The organism is Listeria farberi, assembly GCF_014229295.1.
GTDB classification, from domain to species: domain Bacteria; phylum Bacillota; class Bacilli; order Lactobacillales; family Listeriaceae; genus Listeria; species Listeria farberi.
Genome location: NZ_JAARZL010000002.1, coordinates 75,946 through 93,387 on the forward strand (window position 1 = coordinate 75,946; position 17,442 = coordinate 93,387).

The 17,442-nt window shown below is 36.7% G+C and carries 18 protein-coding genes; 15 read left to right on the plus strand and 3 right to left on the minus strand.

What is annotated here, in order from left to right; genetic code table 11:
• Positions 1-106: 106 nt before the first annotated feature.
• The 6 genes from HCB38_RS07990 to HCB38_RS08015 all read left to right on the plus strand — a co-directional run bounded on the left by HCB38_RS07990 (position 107) and on the right by HCB38_RS08015 (position 4,171).
• The gene (locus tag HCB38_RS07990; protein WP_185319236.1) at positions 107-1,162 is read left to right on the plus strand and encodes a CAP domain-containing protein; all 1,056 of its coding nucleotides are present in this window, start codon (positions 107-109) and stop codon (positions 1,160-1,162) included.
• Between the two features lie 47 nt (positions 1,163-1,209).
• A complete protein-coding gene (locus HCB38_RS07995; protein ID WP_185618262.1) occupies positions 1,210-1,659 on the plus strand; it encodes a YlbF/YmcA family competence regulator in 450 nt (149 codons plus the stop codon).
• 30 nt (positions 1,660-1,689) lie between these two features.
• A complete protein-coding gene (locus HCB38_RS08000) occupies positions 1,690-1,971 on the plus strand; it encodes a YlbG family protein (protein ID WP_003726138.1) in 282 nt (93 codons plus the stop codon).
• A 97-nt stretch (positions 1,972-2,068) separates the two neighbouring features.
• Positions 2,069-2,626 carry a 16S rRNA (guanine(966)-N(2))-methyltransferase RsmD gene (gene rsmD / locus HCB38_RS08005; RefSeq protein WP_185319234.1) on the plus strand — a complete coding sequence of 186 codons (558 nt, stop codon included), beginning with the start codon at positions 2,069-2,071 and terminating at the stop codon, positions 2,624-2,626.
• 2 nt (positions 2,627-2,628) lie between these two features.
• The gene (gene coaD / locus HCB38_RS08010) at positions 2,629-3,111 is read left to right on the plus strand and encodes a pantetheine-phosphate adenylyltransferase (RefSeq protein ID WP_185319233.1); all 483 of its coding nucleotides are present in this window, start codon (positions 2,629-2,631) and stop codon (positions 3,109-3,111) included.
• Between the two features lie 19 nt (positions 3,112-3,130).
• Entirely contained in the window at positions 3,131-4,171 is a 1,041-nt protein-coding gene (locus HCB38_RS08015; RefSeq protein WP_185638184.1) for a SepM family pheromone-processing serine protease, read from the plus strand.
• 42 nt (positions 4,172-4,213) lie between these two features.
• On the opposite strand, the gene HCB38_RS08020 is transcribed toward HCB38_RS08015, so the two are convergent.
• The gene (locus HCB38_RS08020; RefSeq protein WP_185319231.1) at positions 4,214-6,454 is read right to left on the minus strand and encodes an ATP-binding cassette domain-containing protein; all 2,241 of its coding nucleotides are present in this window, start codon (positions 6,452-6,454) and stop codon (positions 4,214-4,216) included.
• Between the two features lie 83 nt (positions 6,455-6,537).
• Positions 6,538-7,713: a nucleotidyltransferase gene (locus HCB38_RS08025; RefSeq protein ID WP_185607856.1), complete on the minus strand. Its 1,176-nt coding sequence runs from the start codon at positions 7,711-7,713 to the stop codon at positions 6,538-6,540.
• A 129-nt stretch (positions 7,714-7,842) separates the two neighbouring features.
• On the opposite strand from HCB38_RS08025, the gene HCB38_RS08030 reads away from it, so the two are divergent.
• From HCB38_RS08030 to HCB38_RS08045, 4 genes are all read left to right on the plus strand, one after another.
• Positions 7,843-8,379, plus strand: coding sequence for a YceD family protein (locus HCB38_RS08030; RefSeq protein WP_185607857.1), 537 nt, complete (start codon positions 7,843-7,845; stop codon positions 8,377-8,379).
• A gap of 82 nt (positions 8,380-8,461) precedes the next feature.
• Positions 8,462-8,635: a 50S ribosomal protein L32 gene (rpmF, locus tag HCB38_RS08035; RefSeq protein WP_003726143.1), complete on the plus strand. Its 174-nt coding sequence runs from the start codon at positions 8,462-8,464 to the stop codon at positions 8,633-8,635.
• Positions 8,636-8,784: 149 nt separating this feature from the next.
• A complete protein-coding gene (locus tag HCB38_RS08040; protein ID WP_185607858.1) occupies positions 8,785-9,690 on the plus strand; it encodes a 2-dehydropantoate 2-reductase in 906 nt (301 codons plus the stop codon).
• Complete coding sequence (locus HCB38_RS08045; protein ID WP_185319227.1) at positions 9,683-10,069, plus strand: DUF3397 domain-containing protein; 387 nt, start codon at positions 9,683-9,685, stop codon at positions 10,067-10,069. The genes HCB38_RS08040 and HCB38_RS08045 overlap by 8 nt, the downstream gene beginning before the upstream one ends.
• Here the strand turns inward: HCB38_RS08045 and HCB38_RS08050 are convergent.
• Positions 10,066-11,814 carry an SgrR family transcriptional regulator gene (locus tag HCB38_RS08050; protein ID WP_185607859.1) on the minus strand — a complete coding sequence of 583 codons (1,749 nt, stop codon included), beginning with the start codon at positions 11,812-11,814 and terminating at the stop codon, positions 10,066-10,068. The genes HCB38_RS08045 and HCB38_RS08050 overlap by 4 nt on opposite strands.
• 114 nt (positions 11,815-11,928) lie before the next feature.
• Here HCB38_RS08050 and HCB38_RS08055 point away from each other — a divergent pair, with 114 nt between their 5' ends.
• From HCB38_RS08055 to HCB38_RS08075, 5 genes are all read left to right on the plus strand, one after another.
• The gene (locus tag HCB38_RS08055; protein WP_185319225.1) at positions 11,929-13,176 is read left to right on the plus strand and encodes an MDR family MFS transporter; all 1,248 of its coding nucleotides are present in this window, start codon (positions 11,929-11,931) and stop codon (positions 13,174-13,176) included.
• Positions 13,177-13,379: 203 nt separating this feature from the next.
• The gene (gene mraZ, locus HCB38_RS08060; RefSeq protein ID WP_003763280.1) at positions 13,380-13,811 is read left to right on the plus strand and encodes a division/cell wall cluster transcriptional repressor MraZ; all 432 of its coding nucleotides are present in this window, start codon (positions 13,380-13,382) and stop codon (positions 13,809-13,811) included.
• Between the two features lie 12 nt (positions 13,812-13,823).
• Positions 13,824-14,762 carry a 16S rRNA (cytosine(1402)-N(4))-methyltransferase RsmH gene (gene rsmH / locus HCB38_RS08065; RefSeq protein WP_185319224.1) on the plus strand — a complete coding sequence of 313 codons (939 nt, stop codon included), beginning with the start codon at positions 13,824-13,826 and terminating at the stop codon, positions 14,760-14,762.
• A 16-nt stretch (positions 14,763-14,778) separates the two neighbouring features.
• Complete coding sequence (ftsL, locus tag HCB38_RS08070; protein ID WP_185319223.1) at positions 14,779-15,141, plus strand: cell division protein FtsL; 363 nt, start codon at positions 14,779-14,781, stop codon at positions 15,139-15,141.
• Positions 15,138-17,396, plus strand: a complete 2,259-nt coding sequence (locus HCB38_RS08075; protein WP_185638186.1) for a penicillin-binding protein — start codon at positions 15,138-15,140, stop codon at positions 17,394-17,396. The genes ftsL and HCB38_RS08075 overlap by 4 nt, the downstream gene beginning before the upstream one ends.
• Positions 17,397-17,442: the final 46 nt, after the last annotated feature.

The following is a 17,442-nucleotide window of genomic DNA, read 5'->3' on the forward strand; positions in this document are numbered from 1 at the left end:
TTCGTAATTGTTTTTTTATGATTTTTAAAGCTTTTCAAATGATATGAGAATTGGTAAAATGAAACTTACATCAAGAAAAACAAAATACCGCCGAGGAGGGCAAAATGTGAAGTTTATTATACGAGTAGCTGTGCTATTAATCATTTGCCTGTTCATTGGATATAACACAGATCTTTTTTTTAGTAAATCAGTTGAAAAAAATACGGCCGAAGATACTGCTACAAAATCTAATTTTCCTGATGATAAAAAAACAACAAATGAAAATCCGAAACAAGTACAAGATAGTTCTAGCTTGGCAAGGTTTATTAATAAGAACGTAAGTGAGTTAAACAAAGAATTTGGTGACCCGGTACGTGTGGACAAAACAGCATACGGTTATGATAATTACGTTTATAGCCAACCAGGAACTAGCTACATGTTAGTTGGAGTAACCAATAATGTTATACAAACGATTTATGCGCTCGGTCAAGACTTAAATGTTATGCCTTATACTATCGGAATGTCGACAGAAAAAGTATTTACTGATGCGAATTTACAATCAGAAATATCTTTTAATTATAAAGATAGTTATTATAAATTTGAACTTTCCGAAGAAGATTTAAATGCTCGACCAATTGTCAATATCGGAAGTGGTGTGTATGCGCAACTGAATTTTGATAAATTTAAGTCAAAACTAGTTAGTGTCCGCTACTTGAATAAATTAGCTTTCATAAAAATGCGACCTTATGAATTATCTTATCAAGGTGAAATTTATGAAGAGAAATTATCTCAAGAAGATTGGAATGCGATTGACCAAGCTTCCAGTAAACAGGTATTAGAAATTACAAACGTCATTCGCGACCGTTACGGTATAGAAGAAGTGGCGTGGGATGTTGGCGTAGCAAGAGTAGCATATGGTCATAGTTTTGATATGAAGAAAAATGATTATTTTGATCACAATTCACCAACACAAGGCGATCTGAGCAAGCGGTTAAGCGCGGGTAATATAAAATATACTAAAGCAGGAGAAAATATTGCTTATAATTATGTAGATAGTGCAGCTGCTGTAGAAGGCTGGTTAAATTCGAAAGGGCACAGAGAAAACTTACTAGATGGTTCTTATACCTATATGGGTGCTGGAACTTATCGGAAGTATTATACGCAAAATTTTATTATTAAATAATCGTTCTATGGTATAATAGAAAAGTAAGTAAGATGGAGGTGGCTAGATTGCTCGCTACAATGGAAAATATGGCGCTACTTGACTTATCAGATGAGCTTGCTAGCATGATTCTAGACTCCGAAGAAGCACAGAATTATAAGCATACTAGACAAGTATTACTAAATGACGCCAATTCACAAAAAAATATTCGTCAGTTTATACGAATAAAAGAACAATATGAGGAAGTACAACGGTTCGGCCGGTATCATCCTGATTATAAAGAAGTAACCAGGAAGACTCGTGCGTATAAACGCGAAGTCGACATGGATCAAAATGTGGCAGCTTTTCGCCGAGCAGAGATGGATTTACAATCTCTCTTGGATGAAATTAGTTTGCTTCTCGCAAGTGCAGTCTCAGAAAATATTAAAGTACCGACTGGTAATCCATTTTTTGAAACGAAATCTGCTTGTTCTACAGGCGGTTGTGGCAGCGGGGGAGGCTGCGGTTGTTCAGCGTAAAGCTTATCCTAAAAAGAAGGGGCTTAGACAATGGAAAATGATAGACAAGCTATCGTCGTTTGGATGAATCATCTCAAACAAGTTAGATCTTTGAAGCGATTTGGAAATGTTCATTATGTATCGCGTAAGTTAAAATATGCGGTGTTATATTGTGATATGGCCGAAGTAGAAGATATCTCTAACAAAGTTTCTCGTTTTCATTATGTGAAACGTGTGGAAATGTCTTTTCGTCCGTTCTTAAAAACAGAATACGAATCCAAAAAAGAAATGATGTATGAACATAAAAACGAAGATGTACAAATCAGTATTTAATCAAAACGGCGAGGCTATTTCGACTAGTCTTGCTGTTTTTTTGCATCTATTTATGATAAAGTAAAAAAGACATTGAAGTAAAGGTTGTGCGAAAAACATGAGAGTCATTGCAGGAGAACGAAAAGGGCATGCTTTAAAAGCTGTTCCAGGAAATAATACAAGACCAACTACAGATAAAGTAAAAGAATCCTTATTTTCAATAATCGGTCCATTTTTTGATGGTGATATAGTTCTAGATTTATTCGCTGGAAGTGGTGGACTTGGAATCGAAGCGCTAAGTCGAGGTGCCGAACGTGCTGTTTTTATTGACCAAGCAACACTCGCAATTAAAACAATCCGTCAAAACATAGAAGGATGCCATTTTACAGAGCGCGCAGAAGTATACCGAAATGACGCCGAAAGAGCACTCAAATTACTCCATAAAAATGAGCGGAAATTCGACCTTGTTTTCTTAGATCCACCATATAAAAAGCAACAATTAGAAAAATTACTGGGATCTTTAGAAAAATTAGAATTAGTGAACGAAAACGGAAGAATTATTTGCGAACATGATAAAGAAGCAGTCATGCCAGAGACAATTGGTAAATTCGAGAAAATCAAGTCTGTTTCTTATGGAATTACCGTTTTATCCATATTTGAATTTCAGGAGGCGTAGAAATGGAAGATAAAATTGCTGTTATTCCCGGAACATTTGATCCGATTACAAACGGTCACTTAGATATTATTGAACGTGCAGCAAAGATTTTCGATGTGCTTTATGTTGCTGTATTAAACAATTCATCCAAAAAACCGCTTTTCACTATAGAAGAGCGAATGGGAATGATTAAAGAAGTGACGTCTCATTTATCAAATGTTCAAGTAGAAAGTGCGAGCGGATTGACCGTTGATTATGCTGCTATGCGCGGAGCTACAGCCATTGTCAGAGGCCTTCGTGCTGTGAGTGACTTTGAATACGAAATGCAAATTGCTTCAATGAACCGAACGCTTAATGCAGAAATCGAAACTTTTTTCGTCATGACTAACACGAAATACTCTTTTTTAAGTTCGAGTATGGTTAAAGAAGTCGCGCAGTATCAAGGAGATATCTGCGAACTTGTGCCAGAAGTCGTGAATAAAGCAATACAAGCAAAATTCAAGTAAGTAGGAGATGGAGAAGATAATGCGTAAAGAGTGGAAAAAAATAACGGCAATAGTGCTGTTGATTATTATTATAGCGGGCTTTTTTATTCCAGTTCCGTATTATATTTCAAAACCTGGTGGAACCGAAGAACTTGCACCACTCGTTACGGTTGATAACCATCCAAATAAAAAAGACGGATCACTCAGTCTAGTGACGATTGCGATGGGAAAAGCAAATATTTATACATATGTGACAGCTAAATTTCTACCATATCATGAACTAGAAAAAGATAGCGACATCAAATACGATAATGAATCTGATGAAGAATACAACGTTCGCCAAATGCAAATGATGAATGAATCCAAAAACAACGCCATTCAAGTAGCTTACAAAGCAGCCGGACAAGAAGTCAAAGTTACTTATGATGGCGTATACGTATTAAGTGTAAAAGACGATGTTCCGGCAGCTGATATCCTTCACGCTGGTGATTTAATTACAGAAATTGACGGGCACTCGTTTAAATCAAGCCAAGAATTTATTGATTACATCCACAGTAAAAAAGTGGGTGCCACTGTCAAAATCAGCTATAAGCATGGTGATAAAAACGAGCAAGCCAACATCAAACTAACAGCCATTGATAAAAAAGGTACTCCAGGAATTGGTATCACGCTTGTGGATGATGAAAAAATCACCGCAGATCCAACCGTGAAAATCGACTCTGAAAAAATCGGCGGACCTTCTGCTGGTTTGATGTTCAGTCTAGAAATATACAGCCGTTTCGAAAAAAATGACCTTACAGATGGCAAAAAAATTGCTGGAACTGGCACAATTGATCCTGATGGAACCGTGGGAAGAATCGGCGGTATTGATCAAAAGGTCGTTGCGGCAGATAAGAGTGGTGCAAAAATTTTCTTTGCTCCAAATGATCCAATCACTGAAGAAATGAAAAAAAGCGATCCAAGTATCGAAAGTAATTACGATACAGCAGTCGAAACAGCGAAAGACATTGATACCAAAATGAAAATTGTTCCAGTTAAAACCTTCCAAGATGCCGTGGATTATTTAGAAAAACTAAACTAAAAAAAGTCGTTTTGTCTGCTTTAGACAAAACGACTTTTTAATTTAGAGATATTTCGCAGTCAATGATTGTTGGTTTTCAAGTAAATCAAGTGGGGCACCTTCAAAAATAATTTGTCCACCTGAACTTCCACCTTCTGGACCAAGGTCAATAATCCAGTCAGCATTTCGAATAATATCGACATTATGTTCTATCACAATAACCGTATTTCCTTTGTTTACAAGTGAGTGAATAATCGTCAAAATATGTTCAATGTCTGACATGTGTAAACCAGTTGTAGGTTCATCCATAATATAAATCGACCCTTTTTTATGAAGCTCATTGGCGAGTTTTAAACGTTGACATTCCCCGCCTGATAAGGTGCTAAGTGCTTGGCCAAGCGTGACATAACCAATTCCAACTTCTTCCATTGCTTCAATTTTTTTCAAGATTTTTTTATCCGTAAAGAAATCAAGCGCTTCTGAGACAGTTAGTTCTAAGACGTCACTAATCGATTTACCATTCAGCTTATATTGTAAAACAGAATCCTGGAATCGCTTGCCGTGACATACTTCGCAAGGTGTGCGAATCGAATCCATAAAAGCCAAATCCATTGTCGTGAAACCAAGTCCTTTACAGTTTTCGCAGGCGCCTTTGGAATTGTAACTAAAGAGTGATGGACTGACATCATTTTCTTTTCCAAATGCTTTTCGAATCGGGTCCATTATGCCAGTATAGGTGGCGGGATTGGAGCGGATATTGGCATGTGCGGCTGATTGGTCTATCACAATTGCATCTGGATATTCTTTTAGGAAGACAGAATGAATCAAAGTACTTTTACCCGATCCAGCCACGCCAGTTACTACGGTAAGGACTTCTTTTGGAATGTTGGCCTGAATATCCTTTAGGTTAAAGCGACTACTTTTTTCTGTTGTTAAAAAGCCTTTTGATTGTCGCGGTTTGCTATTAATTGGTAAATGGCGATTGAGGAACTGACCAGTCAATGTGTCCGACTTCAACAAATCTGTATAACTTCCGACGAACTGAATCTCACCCCCATGTTTCCCAGCATGTGGGCCTACATCAACAATATGGTCAGCAATTTTGATGACATCTGGATCGTGCTCTACAACGAGAATAGTATTCCCTTTATCGCGTAATTTCACAAGTAATTCATTCAGGCGATGAACATCCCGTGGATGAAGGCCAATACTAGGTTCATCGAAAATATAAAGTAAATCCGTCAAACTACTATTCAAATGACGAATCATCTTGACGCGTTGTGATTCCCCGCCAGAAAGAGAAGCAGTTTGACGATCTAATGTCATATAACCAAGGCCAATATCAATCAAATGTTGCACTCGTTCAGTGATGCTTTTGACCATTGGAGCAGCGATGGGATTATCAATACTCGCAATCCTTTCTTTTAGTTCGTCTAATTGCATTGCTGTGAAGTCGGCGATATTTGCGCCATTTATTGTACAAGATAATGCTTGCGCGGAGAGTCTCGTGCCTTCGCAAGTCGTACAAGGCGCAATATGGGTGAATTTATCGACACGTTTTTTTGTAGAAGCGGACATTTCACCTTCTTTTTGAATGTACAAACGATTGAATTTTGGAATTAATCCTTCATAGGTTGCGTTCATACTACCCATGGGAGTCTCTAGAAAGACTTTAATATCCTTTCCATTTAAAAGCATATCGTATTCTTCGTCAGTGTAATCTTTAATTTTTTTATTCACATCAAAAAAGCCGGAATAAGCATAGGAATTCCAGTACCATGAATCTACCGAAAACGTCGGAAATAAAATGGCGCCTTCTTTAAGTGATTTATTTGGATCAAGTAATTTTACTAAATCGACCGAAACTTTTTGACCAACACCGTGGCAATCAGGACACATACCAGCAGGATCATTAAAAGAAAACAAATTCGCGGTGCCGATACTAGGTTTACCGACACGTGAGAAAAGCAATCGCAAAATCGAATTAATATCCGTGATGGTACCAAGGGTGGAGCGGGAATTACCGCCAAGTCGTTTTTGATCAATAATAACAGAGGTGGAGAGGTTTTCAATTGAATCTGCATCCGGTTGCGTATACTTCGGAAGGAAATTACGAAGATAGGCGCTGTATGTTTCGTTTAACTGTCTTTGCGATTCCGTGGCAATAGTTTCAAATACAATAGAAGATTTTCCAGAACCAGATACACCAGTAAAAATAGTGATTTTTCGTTTTGGTATATCCAGGGAAATATTTTGGAGATTGTTTTCACGAGCTCCTCTTAATCGAATATATTCTTGTACCATACACATACCTCCTGTTTTTTTGAGTCGGACAAATATCTTAGCAAAATAGAACTATGAAAGTCAACCAAAAACCTTGTAAATGTTTACAAGGTTAGAATAGGTGGAGTATGAAAGTCGCCCGCTTGATAATTTTCTAATCCATTTATTAGTGTATAAATGTCTGTTGCTCGTAGATCTTCTTTTAAAAGACTTGGATCTGCTTTAGAAACAGTCGTAACAATTGGAAGCGAAATATTTTTCTTATGAAGTGATAAGTATTTTTGACCAGCTTTACTCATTCCAAGCACTCGGATATAGGGCTCTGCAGGAGGCGTATTTTGGGCATTTAATAAAATTTGTAAAGCGGTTCGTTGTAAGCGCGCGTTGCTGTATCGTTTTGTTTTCATTATTTCAATAAAATCTGAAAAACTGTGCGCTTTTTTTGCCGCAAGTTGCATTCGATTTTGAATTCCTTCACTAACACCGCGAACCCCATCAAGCTCATCCGAACTAGCTTGGATTAAACGAAACTTTAGAAGCGGCCAATAATCTTCAAACGATAAAAATGGTCCGCTATAATTATTTAAAACTTCTATAGAGTAATCGGGAAGGTAGCGACTAGCTTCTTCTAAATTCCCAGTAAGGAGTAACTTTCGAATCGCAGTTGCACTAGCAATATAATCGTGGCTTGCTTCCGCATCGTGATAACCCGAATGTTCACGCGACATCGTTTGAAGTGCAATCGAAGGATTTTGTTTTTGAATAGCGAGTGCGTAGTGGAAACCAAGAATGTTATTAGGCTTAGTAACATCCAGTAATTCTTTTCCAAATAAGTGTGTAAAAGCTTTTGTATAAGCTCTCGCATACGATGTTTTCTTATCATCTAAAGCAAGCTGAATGGCTTCATTAAAAGCAGCTTCGTTCTCAACAACTGTTTTAGCAGCGGCAGAAAAATCTTCACTAACCCCGTGCTCACTTCCGAAAAAAAGTGTATCTATATGAAGTGCATCTAATAGTCGAATAGACTCGTCTGCAAAAATTGTCGCATGTTGTGTCGCAAACGAAACAGGGAGCTCAATAACCATATCGACGCCAGCTGCAAGGGCCATTTTTGTTCGTTCCCATTTAGGTATAATTGCTGGCTCGCCGCGCTGTACAAAAGAACCACTCATTACCGCAATTACCACATCGCTTTTTGTAAGTTCGCGTGCCTTATTTAAATGTAACTGGTGGCCATTATGAAAAGGGTTATATTCGACCACAATTCCAGTTGCTTTCATTTCGGTTCCCTCCTTTAGATAATCTATTTTAGCATAAAAATCAGCCGGCAGTTTCGGTCCCTGAAAAACCATTGACAAAAGCCTTGAAAAAAGCTATAATATTTTGTGTTGCGCTTGGAGTGATGTAGGATGAAATGGTCTATCAGTCAATTGAAAAAATATCGTGACAGCAACTTCACGATTAATGAAAAAGCTGACCTAAAAAAGTTCTTTCAAGAGAACAATATAGACGTTCGTGATGCAAGCCCCGTACAAGTAACTGGGGAACTTATTGTACACCCAGAAGAAGTTACCGCTAACCTAACTATGAAAGGCGAGTGGACACTTCCATGTGCTCGTACACTTGAGGATGTTATTTATCCTTATGAAGTGCATGCGACGGAAACCTTTGTGAAATCCAAAGAACAAGTTCTAGATGAATCTTGGCATGTGATGGAGCAAGATATGGTGGACTTAACCCCTGTAGTAGAAGAACTTTTACTTGTTGAAATTCCGATGCAAGTTTTCAGTGAAGACGCACTCGAAATGAGTAACCTTCCACGAGGCAAAGAATGGGAAATGAAAACAGAAGAAAGTAATCTACTAGAACAAATAGCAAAAGAACCAAAAGTGGATCCTCGTCTTGCGGGATTAGCCAATTTTTTCGATGAGAAAAAAGAAGACTAAACTTCCCCGTGAAGCTGGAATATATTAAGGAATTTATTTTTCTTAGATTAACGATTAGTTATCGTCAAGGAGGTGTAAGGAAATGGCAGTACCTTTTAGAAGAACTTCAAAAGCCAAAAAGCGTAAGCGTCGTACACACGTTAAACTTCAACTTCCGGGCATGAACGAATGCTCGAATTGCGGCGAATATAGACTTTCCCATCACGTATGCCCAGAGTGTGGACAATATGATGGCAAAGATGTAGCAAACAGCTAATACAGTTAAAAACAGGTGACGTTTCACCTGTTGAAGACGAACCTCGAAAGACGCCATGGGTCTTTCGAGGTTTTTGTTTGCATACAAAAGTGCAAAGACTCATCACTTCTGATAAAATAAAAGCATCAATCAATATGGAGCTGAAATCAATGGAAAACCAAATAAACGTTGGAATCATTGGCGCCGGAGCAATGGGACTGTTATACGCGGCTAATTTTGCTGATAAATCTAAACTAACACTTTTTACACATCGTGAAGAACAAGCTACTTTATTAAATCAAAAAGGAATTTCATTAATAGATAATGTAACAACGAAAAATATACATATACATGCAGTATCTCTTGCTGAAGAAGAACAATTAACTAATCAGAAGTTATTAATTATTGCCGTAAAGCAGTATTCTTTAAATGAAATACTACCAATTCTTCAAAAGTTACCGTCAAATATTCCAATTTTATTTATTCAAAATGGAGCTGGTCACTTAGGGTATTTAAGTCAGCTTGGACAAACCCGTACCATTTTATTAGGTGTTAGTGAGCACGGGGCAGGTCGTGAAGACGATACGACCGTTATTTGGCGTGGACACGGCCGAACAAAATATAGCATTTACCAAGGAGAACTGAATGACGACCTAGAAGAATTACTAACGTCTAGACCAGTTTTTCCAATTGAAAAGCATGCAAATTATCTAGAAATTATTCAAGAAAAATTATTTATTAATGCAGTTATTAATCCATTAACAGCAGTTCTTGGTGTTCAAAATGGGAAACTTTTAGAAAATCAAGAATGGCATAATTTGTTAATAAGAGTCGTAAAAGAAGTTGGAGCTGTTTTACCTATAGAAGATGCACAAAAGAAAGTCGAAACGATTTGCCGTACAACTGCACTTAATTTTTCCTCAATGGCGCTTGACTGCATGAATAGACGGATGACAGAAATTGATGGGATTGTGCTACCGATTTTAGAAAAAGGGAGTCAAAGAGAAATTTCCCTTCCTACACTTCAAACGCTTTACCAGATTATTAAAGGAATGGAAGGAGAACATCATGTTTGATTGGTTAACTAATTCAACAGCTATTATTATTATTTTACCTGTAGTGGTATTTGTTCTTACATTATTTCTAGCACGTTTTAAATTTCGGAAACCACAACGTAGAATTATGTTAGCAGCAGATTTATCAACAATTTTCTTAATTATCGCTGTTCACTTTTTTATGATTGTCATCTTTAATCATTCGTTTTTATTGTATATATTGTTGTTTTTATTTGTCTTAGGAATCATTATTGTTGTATTAGCAGCCAAAAAAGAAGGCGAAATTAAGTTTCGCAAAATCTTTCGTGGTTACTGGAGACTTTGTTTCTTTATTTTCGCCCTACTATATGTTGTTCTTTATTTATACGGAATTATTTATAGCTTAATATTACTTTTTTAAGGAGTTTTTGTTTCAATCCATACTTTGCTTAAATCGAAGTAGCCATATGGATTTTCAGCAATGCCTTTTATCATGGAATGGAGCGATTGGCTTTTTTCTGGATGATGTAAATAAATTAAATAATTATTTTCGGTTAGATAACGATCAATGTTCGTTTGCAAAACGTCTCTTTTGGAGGCGTTTTTTTCCAATTTCATTTCATCTAATTTTTTTGAAAGTTCAAGAAGAATACTAGCATTAAATAGTTGTTGTGGTAAAAGATAAGGGTTATTTAAGAAATCCAAATAAGCCATTTCGTTATCAGAAGCTGGAATTTCTCCCATCATCATCAAATCTGTTTCCTCTTTTGGCACATTTGTATAAGAAGCTTCTTGATGAGAGATGATTTTTTGCTCAAGATTAATACCGAATTGAGCTGCCCGGTCACGGATCCATTTTGCTTCTTTTAAAGCGGTAGGATGCTGAGTTGTCGCAAATATGACTTTTTCGCCTTGATAATTTGCTTCTTTTAATAAGCTAGCAATTTTTTCAGGATTTTTAATAGGCGTAATCGATTTTTCTGGAAAGTAATTGGAAGCTATTGTGCCGTAATTTTCAAAATCTAGCTCACTCGCTATTTGGCAATCTATTAACTGATAAAGTGCTTCGCGAAATGCAGGATGTTGTGCTGAACCATGCCTATGGGTATTGAAACAAATAAAGTTAACACCAACACCTGGTTTACGGCGCTCGATATAAGCTTTATTTTCCTCGTAATCAACGGAAGTAAATTGCATAGGAATATTTGTTAAAGCATCTCCTGTTTGAGCTGTCCAAAATTCTACCCGGTCAAGAAGTGGACGTTCTAAAAAGTAAGCGTCAAATGCTTCTAAAACAAGCCGTTCGTCATTTCGCTCTACTATGCGAAAGGGACCGGTTGAAATCCATTTATATTCATCAAAAATAACATCCCGAGGTAAAATAGCCATATTGGCTGTACATAAATAGCGAATAAAAAAAGGATCCGGTTTGTTTAAATAAATCGTAATCGTAAATTTATTTAAACATTGAATTGATTTAATGGATTTTAATTGCCAGGAGCTGACAGAATTTTTTTCCATCGAACGGAGTAAGGTGTATTTGACGTCTTCGCTATCAAGCATGCGACCATGATGAAATAAAACACTTTTTCGTAAATAAAAAGTCCATTCTGTATAATCATCGGATACTTTCCAATTATGCGCAATATGTGGAGTAATAGTCTTTTTTATTTCATCATATTTTACGAGAGTATCACTGATTTGCGTAATCAAAAAAGCTTCCATAGATACAGAAGTTTGCAGGGGATCTAAGGTAGTGAGCTTACGTCGAACAATAGAGCGGAGTATTTCTTGTTGATTTTCTGTTACTTGTAAACCAAACATATGCTGAATTTCAGTAGATATGTTAGAAAACCAACTTTTAGGAATAGGTAATTGTAGCAGAAATAATATATCACTAAATGCATCGTTTGCTAAACTTTGCTCCAAAACTTCAAGCACTTCTTCTTCTAATTGTTTAGGAAAAATAAGTCGTGAAATATTTCCTCGACCAAGTCCGGGCAAATAAGTGAGTATTTTCTTTGTTTGATATTGTTGTAATTTTCGCTTGGCATTTTTAGTAGTACAAAACCAAATCTCTGCTAAATTACTTAGTTTAAAAGGCACATCTAAATCTGTTGTTTGCGTATATAAATACGCACGCATAGTGAAATAATCTTTGTCCATAAGTCAACTCCAATCTAAAAGGGGACAATATATGTTTCTAAATACCCTTTTTATCTTTCTATTCCCCCTTTATACTAACAGAGAAGTTAAGAAATTTGCAATGGAGGGGATTTCATGTTTAAAGAGTTACACCCAAATATTCGTGCACGGATTTTGATTCAATTTTTAAGTAAAGTAATCGGGTCAATGATTTTTCCTTTTATGGCAATTTATTTTTCAATGGAGATTAACAGCGGGGTTGCGGGAATTCTCTTGATGATTAATGTATTGGTACAGTTTCTTGCTGGAATGTACGGCGGACATTTGGCAGATATTATTGGTCGTAAAAAATTAATGGTATCTGGAGAAGTGCTAAAAGTGTTTGCATTTCTAGGAATGGTGCTTTGCAATTCGCCGATTTTTCATTCACCATGGATAACTTTTGTGATGTTACTTCTTATTGGTGTGGCACAAGGACTCATAAATCCTGCGGGAGAAGCAATGCTGATTGATGTAAGTACGCCGGAAAATCGTTCCTTTATGTATTCAGTTAGTTACTGGGCAAATAATTTATCTATGATGATAGGGATTATTGTTGGTGGTTGGTTTTTCGTGGATTACTTATTTCCCTTGCTGATTGTGCTTTTTGTTATGTCATTCGTTACTGCATGGCTTACTATAAGCTTGATTTCAGAAACTTTAAAGCAAAAAGCAGTATTACAAAAAGGAACTTATGGTTTAGTAGGTATGTTTAAAAATTATGGGCAAGTGTTACATGATTATCGTTTTCTTCTATATACTATCGGTGGAATTGCAGTTATGTCGATTGAATTTCAACGAACCAATTATATCTCCGTGCGTTTAGCAGAAGATTTTCAAGCGTTACTCGTTCATTTTGGCCCCCTTGGGAATATTACATTAAATGGTGTGCAAATAGTTAGTGTTTTAACAGCTGTGAATACACTGTTTATCGTTCTTTTTACAGTACCAGTTGCAAAGTTTGTCACAAAACGAGCCCAACAACCTATTATGTACGTTGGTTTTACTTTATTTGCAATAGGTTTTGCTGTTTGTGCTTTTGCAAATAATCTTGCGGTGTTATTACTAGCGACTGCAGTTCTTTCTATCGGGGAGTTGCTTTACGTACCAACGCGCCAAACAATTTTAGCAGCAATTGTTGATGATGACAGACGTGGAGCATACATGGCGTTTAACGGTATTATTTTCCAAATTGGTAAAATGATAGGTTCGGTGAGTCTTGTATTTGCACCTTTTATTGGTAAATATGGCATGGGGGCTTTTACGATTTTACTTGGGATTTTAAGTATTGTATTTTCTGCTGCTGCATTAAAAGCTGGCTGGGAAAAAGTATTAGCAAAATAGCTTTTTGGGTAAGAAGTGGGGAATCCCTCCACCTGGTCCCACAATCATTTTAAAAAGAAATTTTAGTTAAAATGGCTTTAAATAAAGGTTTAATCATTCTACTTAAATAGTAGAATGATTTTTTTTTACTCTTTTTTAAGTTTTTGGTGGTACGAAGTGGGGAGATGTGGTAAAGTGGTATGTAGGAAAGTGGGTGAAGTCTAATGTTCATGGGAGAATATCAACATAACATCGATATAAAGGGCAGATTAATTGTGCCAGCTAAATTCCGTGAGCTTTTGGGGGATAATTTTGTTATAACCCGAGGACTTGATAAGTGTCTATTTGCTTATCCACAAGAGGAATGGAAAAAGCTTGAAGAAAAGCTCCAAACCTTACCACTTACTAAAAAAGATGCTCGTTCCTTTACACGTTTCTTCTTTTCCGGTGCGTCTGAATGTGAACTAGACAAACAAGGACGGATAAACATTCCATCCAACTTGCTACAGTATGCGGATTTGGAAAAAGAAACAGTAATTATCGGGGTTTCAAGTCGTATTGAAATTTGGAGTAAATCAGAGTGGGATAATGTCTTTAATGAGGCAGAAGAATCCTTTGCTGATTTAGCTGAAAATATGATTGGCTTTGATATTTAAGGGGGAATTTGCATGTTTAAGCACGAAACCGTATTACTACATGAAACAGTCGATATGCTTGAAGTAAAACCAGATGGAATCTATGTCGATGCAACACTTGGCGGCGCAGGTCACTCAGAGTATTTACTAAATAAGCTTAATGAACAAGGGCACTTATTTGCTTTTGACCAAGATCAAACAGCAATTGACAATGCAAAAATTAAATTAGCAGATTATAGCGATAAAGTAACTTTTATTAAAGCCAATTTTCGCGATATGAAAAAAGCATTAAATGAGCGTGGTATCGAAGCAGTTGATGGGATTTTGTATGATTTAGGTGTTTCTTCCCCTCAGTTGGATGAGAGAGAACGCGGTTTTAGTTATCATCAAGATGCTGAACTTGATATGCGAATGGATCAAGAACAAGAATTGACAGCTAAAATAGTGGTCAATGAGTGGTCTTATCAAGACTTAATCCGTATATTTTTCCAGTATGGTGAAGAAAAATTCTCGAAACAAATTGCTAGAGAAATCGAACGTCGTCGTGAAGTGAAACCAATTGAAACCACTGGCGAACTAGTAGATATTATCAAAACAGCTATCCCGGCGCCAGCAAGAAGAAAAGGCGGACACCCAGGGAAACGCACTTTTCAAGCTATCCGAATCGCTGTTAATGACGAATTAGGTGCAGTAGAAGATTCGCTTGAAAAAGCCTTAACTTTATTAAAACCAGGCGGCAGAATTAGCGTAATTACGTTTCATTCTTTAGAAGACCGCATTACAAAACACTTATTCCAAGAAGCGACAAAAGGACCAGATTTACCACCAGGTCTTCCTGTCATTCCAGATGAATATAAACCAGATTTCAAACTTGCGACAAGGAAACCAATCGTACCAAGTGAAGAGGAACTGGAACAAAATAATCGAGCGCGTTCTGCAAAACTACGTGTGATCGAAAAAATTATTAAATAGCAGGAGTTGAAAAAATGTGAGCAATGTCGCCTATAAATCGAATCTCGAACCAAATAGAGTACATAGAGAAGCGGAACAACCTAAAAAACAAATCCTAAGACGAGGACAAATGACACTCGGCGAAAAAGTAATCATCACGATAGCGCTTGCGATTGTTTTAGTTGTTGCTTTCCGTATCATCAGTGTACAGGCACAAATTTATACAGTGAATCAAGAAATCCAAACAAAAGAAACAAAAATCCTTGAACAACAAAAATCAAATGAAGATTTAAAAGTAGAAGTAAAAGATTTAGGGAGATATGAACGTATTTTAAAAATCGCTAAAGAAAAAGGGTTAAAACTTGATGGCGATAATGTGAAAGTGGTAGATGGTCAATGAAACGGCGTATAGGTAACATGAGAAGGGGAGCTTTAGTGCTTTTTATCTTTTTCACTATTCTCTTTCTCTTAGTTTCTGGCCGTTTTCTTTATTTGCAAATTACGGGAGAAGCAAATGGGGTTCCGCTAGCAGCTAAAGCATCTAAACAACATTTAAAAAGCAGTGTTCTCGAAGCAAAACGCGGCTCCATTTTAGATCGAAAAGGAGAAGTGCTAGCAGAGGATACGGCTTCTTACACGATTGCAGCGGTAGTTAGTGATAAATTATCCAAAACAACGAAAAATCCGATGCGAGTAGTTGATGAAGAAAAAACAGCTCGTATTCTTGCAAAATATATTCCTATGGACGAATCTGACATTCTAGATAAACTCAATGAAAAAGGAAAATATCAAGTGGAATTTGGTTCTGCAGGAAAAAACATTTCTACAGAAACAAAAGCTAAAATCGACAAAGAAAATTTACCAGGTATTGAATTTACTCGTCAATCAGAGCGTTTCTATCCTAATGGTACTTTCGCAACGCAATTAATCGGCTTTGCGCAACAAGAAGAAGAAAAAAACACTACTAAATTAGAAGGTAAAATGGGCATCGAATCCAGCTATAACGATATACTAACAGGTAAAAATGGGAAAATCGATTATAGTACCGACCGAATGGGCTATATTTTGCCTAATTCAAAAAACAAAGTAACAGAAGCAAAAGACGGTAAGGATATTACATTAACATTGGACAAAAAAATCCAAACCTTCTTAGAAGATACAATGACAACTGTCGATGCAAAATATAAACCGAAAAATATGATGGCCGTAGTTGCAGATCCGAAAACAGGAGAAATTTTGGCCATTAGTCAACGTCCTTCATTTAATCCAGCTGATAGGTCGACAATTACTGGGAATAGTTCGAGTATTTGGCAAGATTTACCAGTAGAATATGCTTATGAACCAGGTTCAGTAATGAAAATCATCTCCTTAGCATCTGCCATTGATACAAACGTATATAATCCAAACGAATATTACCAATCAGGATCTTACAAAGTTGGTGATATAGCAATTCATGACCATAATAATGGGAATGGTTGGGGTTCAATCCCATACCGCGAAGGCGTAGAACGTTCCAGTAACGTTGCATTCGCTAAACTTTTAAACAAAATGGGTACTGATACATTTAAAACCTATTTAGATAAATTTGGTTTTGGTAAGAAAACAGGTATTGCTTTGCCAAATGAAACTAAAGGAAAGATTCTTTATAACTACCCGATTGAAAAAGTAACGACTGTCTTCGGTCAGGGAACAACAGTTTCAATGATGCAAATGATCCAAGCTGCATCAGCAATTGCAAGCGATGGTACAATGAAAGAGCCATATGTAGTTTCGAGCGTCAAAGATACTAATACTGGAGAAGAGACAGAAACAAAAACCAAAATCGCTGGAAAACCGATTAGTGCCGAAACAGCTAAGAAGACTCGAAATGAATTAAAAAATGTTATTAGCGGACGAAATGGAACAGGTAAACTATATGCGATTCCTGGTTACGATGTTGCTGGTAAGACAGGAACGTCACAAATTCCAAATTCAAAAACAGGTAAATATATGACTGGGGCAGAAAATTATATTTTTTCTTTCTTAGGAATGGCCCCAGCAGATAACCCTGAGCTAGTGATATATGTGACAATGCAACAACCGCAATTATCTGGTAGTCAAACAGGTGGAGAAGCAGTTTCAGAAGTATTTAATCCAGTAATGAAAAACAGTTTGCAATATATGAACATTAAACCAGGTGATGTTGAAAAACTAGCGAGCGAAAAAGTTCCTGTAGTAGCTGAAAAAACAGTAGATGAAGCAAAAAAAGCTGTACAGGCAAAAGGGCTGGAACCAGTAATTGTTGGTAATGGTAAAAAAATTGTTCAACAACTTCCGCTGGCGAACAGTGAAATAATGCAAGGGCAAAAAGTAATACTAATGACTGACGGAGATATGACTGCTCCAAATATGGTGACTTGGTCAAAAGATGACGCGCTAAAAGTATCAGAAATCACTGGTATCCCATTTGAGTTTAGTGGAAGTGGCTATGTGAAGAGTCAAAGTGTTTCAGCAGGTAGTGTAATTAATAGTGAAACGAAAATGAAAATAACGCTCGCCTTACCAGAACAAATTAGCGAATTTAATCAAAATCATGATCAAGATACCGCGAATGAAAATAAAAAAGCGACAGACATCCGAGAAAATGCAGGAATTGGTGATTTACTGAATGAATAATAGGAAGATAGAAGTATGTCAGCTGAGTAAAGTGGCATACTTCTAA

What these genes read in the sequence shown, in the direction of transcription:
- HCB38_RS08020 (WP_185319231.1), bottom strand. Translation starts at nt 6,454, where the DNA reads ATGGTACAAGAATATATTCGATTAAGAGGAGCTCGTGAAAACAATCTC.
- HCB38_RS08030 (WP_185607857.1), top strand. Translation starts at nt 7,843, where the DNA reads ATGAAATGGTCTATCAGTCAATTGAAAAAATATCGTGACAGCAACTTC.
- HCB38_RS08055 (WP_185319225.1), top strand. Translation starts at nt 11,929, where the DNA reads ATGTTTAAAGAGTTACACCCAAATATTCGTGCACGGATTTTGATTCAA.
- rsmD (WP_185319234.1), top strand. Translation starts at nt 2,069, where the DNA reads ATGAGAGTCATTGCAGGAGAACGAAAAGGGCATGCTTTAAAAGCTGTT.
- HCB38_RS08000 (WP_003726138.1), top strand. Translation starts at nt 1,690, where the DNA reads ATGGAAAATGATAGACAAGCTATCGTCGTTTGGATGAATCATCTCAAA.
- HCB38_RS08075 (WP_185638186.1), top strand. Translation starts at nt 15,138, where the DNA reads ATGAAACGGCGTATAGGTAACATGAGAAGGGGAGCTTTAGTGCTTTTT.
- HCB38_RS08045 (WP_185319227.1), top strand. Translation starts at nt 9,683, where the DNA reads ATGTTTGATTGGTTAACTAATTCAACAGCTATTATTATTATTTTACCT.
- mraZ (WP_003763280.1), top strand. Translation starts at nt 13,380, where the DNA reads ATGTTCATGGGAGAATATCAACATAACATCGATATAAAGGGCAGATTA.
- HCB38_RS08015 (WP_185638184.1), top strand. Translation starts at nt 3,131, where the DNA reads ATGCGTAAAGAGTGGAAAAAAATAACGGCAATAGTGCTGTTGATTATT.
- rpmF (WP_003726143.1), top strand. Translation starts at nt 8,462, where the DNA reads ATGGCAGTACCTTTTAGAAGAACTTCAAAAGCCAAAAAGCGTAAGCGT.
- rsmH (WP_185319224.1), top strand. Translation starts at nt 13,824, where the DNA reads ATGTTTAAGCACGAAACCGTATTACTACATGAAACAGTCGATATGCTT.
- HCB38_RS08040 (WP_185607858.1), top strand. Translation starts at nt 8,785, where the DNA reads ATGGAAAACCAAATAAACGTTGGAATCATTGGCGCCGGAGCAATGGGA.
- HCB38_RS08050 (WP_185607859.1), bottom strand. Translation starts at nt 11,814, where the DNA reads ATGGACAAAGATTATTTCACTATGCGTGCGTATTTATATACGCAAACA.
- HCB38_RS08025 (WP_185607856.1), bottom strand. Translation starts at nt 7,713, where the DNA reads ATGAAAGCAACTGGAATTGTGGTCGAATATAACCCTTTTCATAATGGC.
- coaD (WP_185319233.1), top strand. Translation starts at nt 2,629, where the DNA reads ATGGAAGATAAAATTGCTGTTATTCCCGGAACATTTGATCCGATTACA.